Source organism: Pontibacter sp. FD36 (assembly GCF_015686655.1).
In the GTDB taxonomy this organism is placed as follows: Bacteria; Bacteroidota; Bacteroidia; order Cytophagales; family Hymenobacteraceae; genus Pontibacter.
Map to the genome: position 1 here is coordinate 185,561 of NZ_JADPMP010000001.1, position 12,432 is coordinate 197,992.

A 12,432-nucleotide genomic window follows, 5' to 3' on the forward strand; every position below is an offset into this window, starting at 1 on the left:
TAAAGCGAATTTTTCTCAATTTTTTGCCGTCGCTTTGCGCAGCGCCCGCTTCAGGGCGTGGTCGAAAATGAAGTAGAGCCCACCTATCGAAATGATAATCAGGGATATCATGAGCAGCTGGCTGCCTTTGTTGCTGCCGGGGTCCTGCAATAATTTTATGACGTCGCTGGCCTGAGTACCTACCCAAAAGAAAAAAAGTGTGCGCGGCAGCATGCCGATCATACTAGCCAGGAAGAATTTTAGCTTGTCCACCTGCAGCAGCGAGAGCACAAAGTTCATTAGCGCGAAGGGTAATACAGGAGATATACGGGTCAGGAAGATCAGGCTCCAGCTCTGGTCGCGCAATTCCTGCATCAGGTACATTGTCTTCTCAAACCGATTCAGGAAAGACATCATTTTGCCATGGTCGATGAGTCGGGCCAGGGTATAGCCAATGAGTGAAGCAATGCCATACGAAACCACCACACCCGCAAAGCCAGGCCAACCGAGGTAGAAGCCACTCACGAGTGCTACAAAAGTAGTCGGGGTAAGGGCCAGCGACATGGTAATGGAGATCACGACAAAGTAAAGCAGCATCTGAGGCCAGCTCAGATCTTGTAACAGGGCTTCGTTCTGGTACAGGTATACGGCAGCCGACGAACTCACCACGAGCGGAACTACGACCAGCAACAGCATGGAAATAAACGAAGGTGCGTTTTCCCGTATAAAAGTCCGCAGCATGGACAGTTTGAGCATAGCAGGTGTTTTGGTCAAAGATAAAACCTTTCAGGCAAGGATTTGCTGAAGGTATACGTAGATAGCGGTACGGCCAACAAAATTTAAAGATATGTGCTGAGTAGCGTGAAGCTTCCCGATGACATCCAACTCCCGAGAGGTAAAATTACTAACTTGCAACAAGCCATTCATCAAAGAAATAAGCCTATGAAATTCGGAACAAAAGCTATACATGCCGGTGTGGAGCCGGACCCAAGCACGGGTGCTATCATGACACCCATCTACCAGACCTCTACCTACGTGCAGAAGTCGCCGGGTGAAAATAAAGGTTACGAGTACTCCCGCACGCACAACCCGACACGCACGGCTCTGCAAAATGCCCTGGCTGAGCTCGAGAACGGTAAGTATGGCCTTTGCTTCGCTTCAGGTATGGCGGCCATCGATGCCATCATCAAAATGCTGAAGCCAGGCGACGAGGTTATCTCCACCAACGACCTGTATGGCGGTAGCTACCGCATCTTCACGAAGATTTTCCAGAACTACGGCATCAAATTCCACTTCACTGATATGAGCGACCTGAGCAAGGTAGAGGCGTTGGTGAACGGGAATACCCGCATGATCTGGGTAGAGACGCCCACCAACCCGCTGCTCAACATCATCGATATCAAAGGCTGCGCCGCCATCTCCAAAAAGCACAACCTGCTGCTGGTAGCCGACAACACCTTTGCAACCCCATACCTGCAGAATCCACTCGACCTGGGGGCGGATATTGTGATGCACTCGCTTACCAAGTACATGGCGGGCCACTCTGACGTCGTGATGGGTGCCGTGATCGTGAAAGACGACGAACTGCACGAGAAGCTGGCCTTCATCCAGAATGCCTGCGGCGGCACACCCGGCCCTCAGGACTGCTTCCTGGTTTTGCGTGGTATCAAGACGCTGCACATCCGCATGGAGCGCCACTGCGAAAACGGCCGTGCTGTAGCGCAGTATCTCAAAAATCACCCGAAGGTAGAGAAAGTATTATGGCCTGGCTTGCCGGATCATCCGGGGCATCCTATAGCCAAAGAGCAGATGCGCTCCTATGGCGGTATGGTTTCGTTTGCGCTGAAGGGAGACAGGATGGAAGATGCGATCGCTACACTGGAGCGCTTCAGGTACTTCTCGCTAGCGGAGTCACTGGGCGGCGTGGAGTCGCTGTGCGGGCACCCGACCTCTATGACACACGCCAGTATTCCTGCCGCCGAACGTTTGAAAGCTGGCCTGAGCGACTCGCTGATTCGCCTGAGCGTAGGTATAGAAGACATTGAAGATTTGCTGGCGGATCTGGAGCAGGCCATTGGTTAATCAATATTCAGAAACAGACAGGTATAGCCGTTCCGCTCACCCGTGGGGCGGCTATTTGCATCAGGTATAGATGGAAGAGCAACGCATCTTGTTCCGGGAAAAACAGCGATTTAAGCAGTTCTGGCTATGGGCACTCATACTAGGTATAGCAGCTGTCTTTTGGGCGGGTTTTTTTTACCAGGTAGTGCTGGGTGGTGCCTTCGGCAACAGACCCGTCACGGATATACAGCTGAGTTTGATGCTGGCCCTGATCGGCTTTGGGCTGCCTTTCTTTTTCTATTACATGACCCTGACGACAGAAGTGTTGCCAGGTACGCTACAGGTGCGCTTCCGTCCTTTTCATCTGAAGCCAGTCCGTATACCTTTGCACACGGTGCGCGACTTTGAAAGAGTAACCTACAATCCGATTCGGGAATACGGCGGCTGGGGAATACGATGGGGAGCAAAGGGCAAGGCCTACAGCACGTCGGGCAGGGAAGGGGTGCTGCTGCGCTTTTACAATACACAGCCGCTCCTGATCGGCTCTCAGCGAGCCAGGGAGCTATTCCAGGCCATAGAGCAGGGCAAGGCCTCAGGCAAAGGTATAGTCGGGTAGACAGGGAAAGGTATAAAAAAGGCCGCTATTCGAACTGAATAGCGGCCTTTTCTGATTATAAGGTATAGTGATTACTTCATCGACTGGATGCCCAGTATCTTATAGATCTCAGTGAAGTCTGGCGTCAGGATGATTTCTGTACGGCGGTTTTTGGCTTTTGCAGTAGCTGAACGGCCTGTGTCAACCGGCTGGAAGTAGGCACGACCGGCTGGCGTGATGCGGTCAGGTGACAGACCTCGCTGCGCCATCAGGCGGGTGATTTCTGTAGCACGCAGTACGCTCAGGTCCCAGTTGTCGGCGATGTCTTTCGTGCCTGGTCTTACCTCTACGTCATCGGTGTGGCCTTCTACCATAACGCCTACGCTCTGGTTTTTCTTCAGCACGTCTACTAGCTGATCCAGGGCCTGTTTGCCGGTATTGTTCACTTTGGTGCTGCCAGTAGCGAACAGAAGCTTGTCAGACATCGACACGTATACCTTGCCATCTTTGATGTTCACGCTCAGGTCACCCTGGTTGAAACCAGAAAGTGCACCGTTCACTTCGTTGCGCAGGTTATCCAGCACTTTCTTCTGGTCATTCATGGCACGCTCTAATTCGGCCAGTTTCTGCTCACGCTCTCGCAGCGTGTTGCTCATTTCTTTTTCCTTGTCACGGCTGGCTGCCTGCTCGCGCTCCAAAGCCTCTTTGCTGGCCTTCAGCTCGTCGTACTTTTTGGAGGAAACGCAGGAAGACATCAGGGCGCCGCATAGTAGCAGTGATAAAGATGCTTTTGTGAAATTAGATTTCATGTGTGTTTGATTGTTGTTTGTGTTGTTTGTAATTGATTTTTACTGGCAACTATGGGACAAAACGAAAAATGCCGCTTCTTAAGTATAGCTGATCTTAAATTTCCCCCTTCGACAGCTTCAATCTCAAAGCAAATATTATGCTAAATCTATATATTTTGAGCAGCTTGGATATAATTATTTTTACGGAGAGATTTTGGTATGCAGGAGGGAGGGCGATAAAGGGATTTGAATACAAAAAAGAACAAGATACGAGCCTGAGAACGAGACAGGAGCAGGTATAAAAAGAGAGGCAGCCAGAACGCTGGCTGCCTCTCTTTTTATTTGATTTTGCTTATTATGCTTCATCACTCCTCACCCATTCCAATGCTTTGTCGCGGTCGGGTACTTCAAAATGCTTTACCTTTGCCGTCGTAAAGGGGCTTGCCATGACAGTGAGCCAGTCCAGCCACTTGCGGTTGCCTACCAGTGCGACTTTCTTAAAATCAGCAGCGTGACGGAAATCAAACTTCAGGTCCTCCCAAAGTGCCTGCAGCGAAATTTCCTCGGCATCCTGCAATTCAGCATATACCCTTATCTTGCCATACTGCTTGATTTTCTCCTCCAGTATTGGGAGCATCACATCATAGTCATGGCGGTCTATACTTCCTGCCAGGCGAAAAGCAACCAACTCGTCTCGCGACTCTTCAAGTAACTGTAGCATTGGGATCAGGTTTGTCGTCATAAATACGTAACGACGATGACTGCGTTCCAGTATAGCATTATGCTTTTACTATACTTATACCTGTTTTTGTACAGTTCTGGTCTTACTCAACACGCAGGTCGCGCAGCTGGCGAAGCAGTACGTCGCGGGTTGTACTGGTGCTGCCGTCAGCGAACCGTATGCTGTAAGGCGTCCCTGAAGAGGACTGTGAGGCCAGTTCCGTGACAAATCCCTCAGCAGTTTTTACTCTTGAAGCATGCTTCTTCCATTTCGAAGATAAATGCCCGGCAGCCTTATCAGGTGAAAATTCACTGTTGTCGCGTATGAAAGTGGCACCTTCGAGGCTGCGGATGTATGCAAGCAGCTTCTGTACTTTCTGGTCTTCAGTCATAGTCTCGGGGGCCACGCCGCGTTCGTAAACATCCTGCGCAGCTTGCCCGGCGGCGGGCTGAAGTGCACTTTGGGATAATGTGATGGCAACTGCCATAAATAGTATTCTGAGCATGGTTTTTGTACTCCTTTATTTTAAAAAAATCTTACCGGATATGTATTTTTGCAATCCGATAAGGCACTTAATCTCAAGTCTTAACGTTAGGTTCAGAAGCAAAAGCTATACCTGAATTCGCCCCTGTAACGGCTTTACGTATTTTATGAAGAAAATTTTCTCACTCTTTGTGATGGCGCTGGTACTTAGCCACCAGGCCTTCGCCCAGCAGAATATCGAAACCCGACTGGGCTATAGTTACAACGATAAATTTGAATTTTCGGACGAGTGGCAATACCTCTCTACTGACATTTACCTCTATAATGGCGGGCAATTCAACCGTGTACTCAATGAGTTAGAGTCGGGCGTGAAGAAAAAGAGCAAGAAAAACTATGCCTACGAACTGGAGTACCTCTTCATTACGGCACAGCTCAAGAACCTGAAGCTCTTCGGTAACGACCAGATCGTGTATCCGCTCTTCAACTTTCATATCAATACAGACAAAAACGACTACCATACGCAAGTGAGCGATCACTTGGAAGTGGTGCGCATCATCGACAAGATGCCGCTCACCTCTGCCCAGAACAGTATCGACGCAGCCATTAATGCCAAAGCGGTTACTAATCAGGATGGAGACCAGGTATTTAATCTGGTGGCCAGTCAGCTGGTGAGCTTGTCTAACCTGACCAACCCGTCAGTAGCGGTCATGTCGCTGGTAGGGGAGTTTGGTAACCTGCTGGGCTCACGTGCTAAAAAGAAGGAGTATAAGTTTAGTTCTACAATCCGTCTTTATGAAGGGCAGGATTTTGACACGCGTCTGCACTCCGTGAAGGTATACGTACTGGTGCCGGGCAGTGTGAAGACCGTCACGCTGAAGCCTGCCAAGCTTGCCGATTACCTGAGCAAAAACTCTAACAAGCTGGATCGAAAGCAGTTGGAAGATGCCATTGGCTATAAGGAGTATCCGTATATCGTAGTGGCCAATTACAAGTCGCTCTACAAAGTAGATGTGCTGACAGGCGATGAAGTGACCATGGACCTGATCGAGAAGCGTAAGCAGAAGATACAGACAGCATACGACACCAAGCTGATGAACGACGAGACGTACCGTCAGGAGAAGCTGTATGTAGAGTACCTGCGCATTTTTGCCGAGATGAAGCAAAACCTGAATGCCTACCGCCTCAACTACCGAAACAACTCTCCGGAAATCAACGCCAAGAACCTGTTTGGCATCATGCAGGAGTACAAGCGCATGAAGACTGCATTTGAGGCGCGTGAAAAGGAGTTTGATAAGAACAGTACTTATAAGAACATCTTCAGATCGGAGTACGAGTCCATCATGGCCAATGCGGACCTATACCTGGATGCTGATCACAACTTAAAGAACGCGAAGCTGCTGGTGAATACACTTCAGGAGCTGGAAAACAACCCGAAAGCCTGGGATACACCGGCTAAACGGGAAGCTGCGCTGGCGAGGCTGTCTTCAGTAGAGTTGCCGCGTGCCGACTATCTATCAGCTTCGGTAGAGGGAGAGGCCATCGTACGCCTGACCAAAAGGCTGGAGGACATGCAGTACCGTGAAGTGTTTGAGAAAGAGGTGAAGAAGCTGACCGATGCCCAAGCCTCTGACGAAACGCTATCGATGCGCAATGCCCTGCAGGACAAGGCCAATACGAGTAACTGCCTTAGCTGCCGCGATAAGGTGCGTGATGCGGTGAGCGACTACAACAAGCGCTATGAAAGCTTCAGGCTAAAAGAGGAAACCAAAGAAATGGGCAAGCTACAGAGTGCGGCCGAACAGCAGGTACTACGACACCTGCGCTGGCAGCTATGCTTCGACAATAACCTGCAGGCTGTAGCGGTGGCCAGTTCCGACAATGGCATGGACCAATACTATACCAAGCTGGGGGAAAAGAGCAGTGCTTTTGCAGCTACTATCAAAGAACTGGACACCCTTGCCAAGAACGAACCTGAGAACCCACGTCTACAGCAGGTGCAAGCCTACAACAAGCAATTGAATAACCTGATGAAGGAGGTGGAGCAGCATTATGCCATGCTCTGCCAGCTCGACAAAAAGCTCTGTGAATGCCAATAGGTGACTCATAACAATCCCGCTGCTTCTGCCGTTGGGAGAATATGGAGAATTTTTTCGAAATTATTCTCGGAACAGGCGAAGACAGAGTAACCTGGTGGCAAATGTCCATACGGGCGGTGGTCGTTTTCATTGCCGCTCTGGTCATCATGCGTATTGGCAGCAAGCGTATCTTTGGTAAGCATACAGCCTTTGATATCGTGTTGGGCATCATCTATGGCTCTATCCTGAGCCGTGCCATCACGGGAAATTCGCCTTTCTTTCCCACACTTTGTGCGGCGCTGGTGTTAGTGCTGCTACACCGGTTTTTGGCTTTTCTAGCCTTTAGTACTTCCGGGCCTTTAGGTAACTTCATTAAAGGCCGGCCTGTAATGCTCGTTAAGCATGGGGAGGTGCTGGAAGATAAACTGAAGGAAAATAACCTGACGGAAAATGATCTGGAGGAGGCTATGCGACAGGGGGGAGTGACAAGCAGAGACGAAATTGAATACGCCTGCCTGGAACGCAGTGGTGACATTACAATTATCAAGAAAGATTCCTGAAGCTTATACATGTTGCATAAAAAAGGCAGAAGCCTCTCCTGGATGGGAGAGGCTTCTGCCTTTTTTATAATTAGATGGATACTTAGGCCATCTGAGCGTCTAGCTTTTGAGCCAGAACGTTCTTTGGCACAGCGCCCACCTGCTTGTCCACCACTTGTCCGTTTTTGAAAACGAGCAATGTCGGGATGCTGCGGATACCAAACTTAGCAGATGTCTGTGGGTTGGCGTCTACGTCAACTTTACCGATCACGGCTTTGCCTTCGTACTCGCCAGCCAGCTCTTCTACGATTGGGCCTACCATGCGGCACGGACCGCACCACTCTGCCCAAAAGTCTACCAATACTGGTTTATCTGAATTGATGATCTCATCAAAATTAGCGTCAGTGATTTCTAATGCTTTGTTAGCCATAACTTTAACGTTTTGTTGGTTAAATTCTGTGTTTTAAATATAGTAACATTTACTAGCTTCTCAAATTTGAGCCCAAACTGGGTTTGTCTGACAAGCTGTCCTGTTTTCGGGTTGTTCCCGCTGCAAATTTAGAATTTATACATACGGATTTGCAAGCCGAGGGTATATTTATTTGTATAAACAAATGTTGCAGCTAAAAGTTGCAAAAGTACGTCAGCGCTAAAAATGAAGCATGCAAAGGACTTTTCAGCAACTCAACATAGTATCTTTAGTTAAAAGAGGATACACTGGTAATGGCTATTTTTTAGTGATCCTGGTTTTATAAAGCTTTTAACCCGACGATTCGATGATGATTAGGTGCATTTTAGCTTTGTTTCTGTCTTTGTTTATAAGCCGGGGAGTCTGCGCGCAAGATACCGAGGAGGAAGATGGTAGATTTCAAAGAGCCAATGCGTTTAAGCTTAATATGATACCTCTGTTTATTGGGTCTTTTAATGTGTCTTATGAGCGGCATATCACCCCACATTTTGCAGGGGCATTAACAGCTACCGCTTATCCGAGGCGACTCACTTTGATGAAAGACGATTTTTCTTCTACGTATGCGCTCACATCCGATTTTAAATTCTATACGAAGGGAAAATCTCTCAACGAATTTTATGCAGGGCCATACCTGAAGTACCGCTTGCGCATAAATAATGAAAGAGAAGGAGGAAATGGCTTTTGGCTTTTCAGCGAACCCGACCGGGAATACGAGCAATGGGCAGGGTATGGCGCTGGAGCAATAATAGGATACCAGCAAGTGAAGCCTAAAGGTTTTACTATTGATCTGTTCTGGGGAATAGGTTATCATTTTCACCAAAAGCTGATCAGTAAATCAAATTATACGAAGGAAGAGATAGAGTATCACAAACCCTCACCCTATGACCTTCGGCTAGGTATGTCACTCGGCTACGCCTTTTAAAGCAGAAAGGTATGCCACTTCCGCAGCATACCTTTCCTATACCTAAAGAGGCAGGAGAGATTCGCCTCTGAATCTCCCCATCCCTAAATTTTCAAATCAATTACAACAGCTTACACTCACCCAGTCCCAAGTCCTTCACCTGACCCAAGAATACCTTCGGGTCAATGCGATACTTACGGGAGTAAGTCGGCAGCACCAGCTTTTCGTCTGGTACGTGCAGGGTAATCTCGAGTCGCTTCTGGCCCGGGCTGGTCGCGATGGCTTCTTCCAAAGCCTCAGCTACATTCGGGGTAAGCAACTGCAAGTTTACATTCAACTGCACGCCCTGCGCCATCTTGTCCATCACGTCGCCCAGGAGCTGGATGTTGGTTGGCTTGAGCTCCCACTGATCTTCGGTTTTATAGCGGAGCTGCACCTTACCCCTGATGAACAGGTATAGCCCCTGTCGCAAGTATGGTTGGAACTTCATATAATCTTCCCCAAACAGCGCCATTTGCAGTGTAGTGTCGTAGTCTTCGATGGAGAACAGCGCAAAAGGATTACCATTCTTGGCTGTCCTGATTACCACTTCAGACACCATGCCGGCTACGTTGATGTCCTTATTTTTGTGGTTGGCGATGTCAGCCAAAGCGGAAGTGCAATAGGAGTCGATTTCCATTTTGAACTGGTCGAGCGGATGGCCCGAAATGTAGAAACCCACCACTTCCTTCTCGCGACGCAGCATTTCGGCCTGCGTCCATACCTGTACCTCCGGGATCTTCGGTAGCGGAGAAGCCACGGCGGCACTTCCCCCGAACAGCGACTGTTGCGCCGCCTGTTGCTCTGCCTGATAGTTGTTGCCGTAGCGAACCGCCTTCTCCAGCAAGCTGATGTTTTCGCCTTCCGGCACTTCCATCAGCTGGGCGCGGTGGTAGAGTCCCCACGAGTCGAAGGCCCCGGCCAAGGCCATACTTTCAAAGGTCTTTTTGTTCACGGCACGCAGGTTAATGCGCTTCGAGAAGTCGAAGAGATCCTGATACGGGCCGTTCTTTTCTCTTTCTGAAATGATGGCGTCTACGGCCGCTTCGCCAGTGCCTTTGATGGCGGCAAGACCGAAACGGATCTGCCCCTGTTCGTTCACGTTGAACTTGAGCAGGGACTCGTTCACGTCCGGACCCAACACCGCCACCCCTTGCTTGCGGGCTTCCTCAATAAAGAACGTCACCTTCTTGATGTCGTTCATGTTGTTGGTCAGCACCGCCGCCATGTACTCGGCAGGGTAGTGGGCCTTGAGGTAACCGGTCTGGTAAGCCACCACCGAGTAAGCGGCGGAGTGCGAACGGTTGAAGCCGTACTGGGCGAACTTCTCCATCACGTCGAACACCTCCGAAGCCTTCTTAGCCGGGATTTTATGCATTTCTGCCGCTCCCTTAATAAACTTCTCACGCTCCTCGGCCATCTTCTTCATGTCCTTCTTACCCATGGCACGGCGCAGCAAGTCGGCACCACCCAGTGAGTAACCGGCCAGAATCTGGGCCGTCTGCATGATCTGCTCTTGGTATACCATGATCCCGTACGAGTAATTCAGGATCGGCTCAAGCAGCTCGTGCGGGTATTCCACTTCCTCTTTGCCGTGCTTGCGGTTAATGAAGTTCGGGATGAACTGCATCGGGCCCGGACGGTAAAGGGCGTTCATGGCAATCAAATCTTCAATGTTGGTCGGCTGCAGGTCCTTAAGGTACATGCGCATACCTTCCGACTCGAACTGGAACGTACCGATCGTGTCGCCGCGCTGGTACAGCTCGTAGGTCTTTTCGTCGTCTATCGGAATGTTGTCGATGTCGATCTCTACGCCGTGGTTCTTCTTGATCAGCTCCATGGCGTCTTTAATGATGGTCAGGGTTTTCAGACCCAGGAAGTCCATCTTCAGCATGCCTGCGCTCTCGATCACCTTGCCATCGAACTGCGTCACGAGCAGGTCGGAGTCTTTGGAGGTCGAAACAGGAATGTAATTGGTGATGTCGTCAGGGGCGATGATGACGCCCGCTGCGTGTATACCTGTGTTGCGCACCGAGCCTTCCAGCTTTTCAGCCAGCCTCAGTACGGCAGCGCGTGCGTCGTCACCTTCGCGGATGGCAGCCAGCTCCAGGTTCTCCATAAAGGCCTTGGCCAGCGTGGTGCCCGGCGTCTCAGGTACCATTTTGGCCAGTTCGTTAGCCTCGGCCAGTGGCAGAGAGGTCGAACGGGCCACGTCTTTGATCGACGATTTGGCAGCCATCGTACCGAAAGTGATGATTTGAGCTACCTGCGTTTTGCCGTACTTGTCCACCACATAGTCGATCACGCGCTGGCGGTTCACGTCGTCAAAGTCAATATCAATATCAGGCATGGACACACGCTCCGGATTCAGGAATCGCTCGAAGAGGAGGTTATACCTGATCGGGTCGATGTTGGTGATACCGATGCAGTAGGCGACTGCCGAACCAGCGGCAGAACCACGACCCGGCCCCACAAACACGCCCATGTCACGGCCACGGTTGATGAAGTCCTGCACGATAAGGAAGTAACCGGCAAATCCCATCGTCTTGATCACGTGCAGCTCAAAGTCGAGTCGCTCGGTCACCTCAGCGGTAACTTCAGAATAGCGCTTGGCAGCTCCTTCGTAGGTCAGGTGACGCAGGAAATCGTCAGCGTCGGCGTGCTGCGGCGGAATCGGGAAGTTCGGCAACAGGATATCGCGCTTCAGAACGGGCGGCGTAATCTTGTCAACGATCTCGTTAGTATTGTCCACCGCTTCGGGCACGTCCTTGAACAGCTGGTTCATTTCGGCCTGCGTCTTGAAGTAGAACTGGTCGTTGGGAAAACCGAAACGGGTCTTCGGACCAGCTTCGTCGATGCGCTGCAACATCTGGCGCACACTCATTTGGTTGCTATACTTGCTGCGCACATTCTCCACGGTGTCGTAAATCACCTTCTGGTCGTCGCTCAGGAAGCGGTAATATTTCGTGGCAAAGTCACCCACCGGCGTGCTCTGGTCTTCGCCTGTGTTCACGCAAAGCAGGATGTCGTGTGCGTTCCAGTCCTCCTGGTCCACGTAGTGGGTGTCGTTGGTACAGATTACCTTGCAGTTATACTTCTTTGCCCACTTCAGTAGTACTTGGTTGATGTCCTCCTGACTTTTGCCCGTACCATCGATGTTCATCAGGCCATGGCGCTGTATCTCGATGTAGTAATCCTCACCGAACACGTCCAGCCACCACTTGAATATCTCCTCAGCCTCTTCCTCGCTTTTCCACAGAATCGCCTGTGGCACCTCGGCGCCAATGCAGCAGCTGGTCGCAATCAAGCCTTTGCTGTACTTGAGCAGCAGTTCCTTATCGATACGCGGCCACTTGCTGTATACCCCTTCGATGTAAGAAAGAGAGCAGAGCTTCGCCAGATTCTGGTAGCCCTCCTGATCCTTGGCGAGTAGCAACTGGTGGTGACGCACGTCCTTCTGTTCCTTGGTAAAGGTTTTCAGGTGACGGTCTTTCACCAGATAAAACTCACAGCCCACGATCGGCTTCACGTTATACTTGTTGGCTTCGTTAACGAAGTTGAAGGCGGCAAACATGTTGCCGTGGTCGGTCATGGCGACGGCGGGCATGCCATCAGCCTGCGCCTTTTTCATGAGTGCGCTGATGCTGGCCTGACCGTCGAGCAGGGAATACTGGGTATGGGTGTGTAAGTGCGAAAAAACAGGCAAGACTATAGAGAATTAGTAATGACGAATGATGAATTTAGAATGACACGCATGAATAGTTCTTTTTAAACTATCGGTC

The 12,432-nt window shown here is 50.3% G+C and carries 11 protein-coding genes; 5 read left to right on the forward strand and 6 right to left on the reverse strand.

Annotated features, from left to right (window positions below; all coding sequences use genetic code 11):
- Positions 1-15: 15 nt before the first annotated feature.
- Positions 16-735, reverse strand: a complete 720-nt coding sequence (locus I0P70_RS00790; protein ID WP_196114313.1) for a TVP38/TMEM64 family protein — start codon at positions 733-735, stop codon at positions 16-18.
- A gap of 165 nt (positions 736-900) precedes the next feature.
- Here I0P70_RS00790 and I0P70_RS00795 point away from each other — a divergent pair, with 165 nt between their 5' ends.
- Together I0P70_RS00795 and I0P70_RS00800 are read left to right on the forward strand one after the other, a co-directional pair.
- Positions 901-2,061, forward strand: coding sequence for a cystathionine gamma-synthase (locus I0P70_RS00795; RefSeq protein WP_299985453.1), 1,161 nt, complete (start codon positions 901-903; stop codon positions 2,059-2,061).
- Positions 2,062-2,131: 70 nt separating this feature from the next.
- Positions 2,132-2,656: a DUF6141 family protein gene (locus tag I0P70_RS00800; RefSeq protein WP_196114315.1), complete on the forward strand. Its 525-nt coding sequence runs from the start codon at positions 2,132-2,134 to the stop codon at positions 2,654-2,656.
- A 71-nt stretch (positions 2,657-2,727) separates the two neighbouring features.
- Here the strand turns inward: I0P70_RS00800 and I0P70_RS00805 are convergent, their stop codons facing one another.
- From I0P70_RS00805 to I0P70_RS00815, 3 genes are all read right to left on the reverse strand, one after another.
- Positions 2,728-3,444, reverse strand: a complete 717-nt coding sequence (locus I0P70_RS00805; RefSeq protein WP_196114316.1) for an OmpA family protein — start codon at positions 3,442-3,444, stop codon at positions 2,728-2,730.
- 334 nt (positions 3,445-3,778) lie between these two features.
- On the reverse strand, positions 3,779-4,144 hold the full coding sequence (locus tag I0P70_RS00810; RefSeq protein ID WP_196114317.1) for an STAS/SEC14 domain-containing protein: 366 nt from the start codon (positions 4,142-4,144) through the stop codon (positions 3,779-3,781).
- 103 nt (positions 4,145-4,247) lie between these two features.
- Complete coding sequence (locus I0P70_RS00815) at positions 4,248-4,649, reverse strand: DUF5329 family protein (RefSeq protein ID WP_230391915.1); 402 nt, start codon at positions 4,647-4,649, stop codon at positions 4,248-4,250.
- A gap of 145 nt (positions 4,650-4,794) precedes the next feature.
- Between I0P70_RS00815 and I0P70_RS00820 the strand changes: the two genes are divergently transcribed.
- Both I0P70_RS00820 and I0P70_RS00825 read left to right on the forward strand, forming a co-directional pair.
- On the forward strand, positions 4,795-6,723 hold the full coding sequence (locus I0P70_RS00820; protein ID WP_196114318.1) for a hypothetical protein: 1,929 nt from the start codon (positions 4,795-4,797) through the stop codon (positions 6,721-6,723).
- Positions 6,724-6,764: 41 nt separating this feature from the next.
- Positions 6,765-7,262: a DUF421 domain-containing protein gene (locus tag I0P70_RS00825; protein WP_230391916.1), complete on the forward strand. Its 498-nt coding sequence runs from the start codon at positions 6,765-6,767 to the stop codon at positions 7,260-7,262.
- 82 nt (positions 7,263-7,344) lie between these two features.
- On the opposite strand, the gene trxA is transcribed toward I0P70_RS00825, so the two are convergent.
- Positions 7,345-7,671, reverse strand: coding sequence for a thioredoxin (gene trxA, locus I0P70_RS00830; RefSeq protein WP_007656205.1), 327 nt, complete (start codon positions 7,669-7,671; stop codon positions 7,345-7,347).
- 370 nt (positions 7,672-8,041) lie between these two features.
- On the opposite strand from trxA, the gene I0P70_RS00835 reads away from it, so the two are divergent.
- On the forward strand, positions 8,042-8,632 hold the full coding sequence (locus tag I0P70_RS00835; RefSeq protein WP_196114319.1) for a DUF3575 domain-containing protein: 591 nt from the start codon (positions 8,042-8,044) through the stop codon (positions 8,630-8,632).
- 100 nt (positions 8,633-8,732) lie between these two features.
- Here the strand turns inward: I0P70_RS00835 and dnaE are convergent, their stop codons facing one another.
- A complete protein-coding gene (gene dnaE, locus I0P70_RS00840) occupies positions 8,733-12,356 on the reverse strand; it encodes a DNA polymerase III subunit alpha (protein WP_196114320.1) in 3,624 nt (1,207 codons plus the stop codon).
- Positions 12,357-12,432 lie beyond the last annotated feature (76 nt).

Coding starts and splice junctions, on each gene's coding strand:
- I0P70_RS00805 (WP_196114316.1), bottom strand. CDS start 3,444: ATGAAATCTAATTTCACAAAAGCATCTTTATCACTGCTACTATGCGGC.
- I0P70_RS00825 (WP_230391916.1), top strand. CDS start 6,765: ATGGAGAATTTTTTCGAAATTATTCTCGGAACAGGCGAAGACAGAGTA.
- trxA (WP_007656205.1), bottom strand. CDS start 7,671: ATGGCTAACAAAGCATTAGAAATCACTGACGCTAATTTTGATGAGATC.
- I0P70_RS00800 (WP_196114315.1), top strand. CDS start 2,132: ATGGAAGAGCAACGCATCTTGTTCCGGGAAAAACAGCGATTTAAGCAG.
- I0P70_RS00810 (WP_196114317.1), bottom strand. CDS start 4,144: ATGCTACAGTTACTTGAAGAGTCGCGAGACGAGTTGGTTGCTTTTCGC.
- I0P70_RS00790 (WP_196114313.1), bottom strand. CDS start 735: ATGCTCAAACTGTCCATGCTGCGGACTTTTATACGGGAAAACGCACCT.
- I0P70_RS00820 (WP_196114318.1), top strand. CDS start 4,795: ATGAAGAAAATTTTCTCACTCTTTGTGATGGCGCTGGTACTTAGCCAC.
- I0P70_RS00815 (WP_230391915.1), bottom strand. CDS start 4,649: ATGCTCAGAATACTATTTATGGCAGTTGCCATCACATTATCCCAAAGT.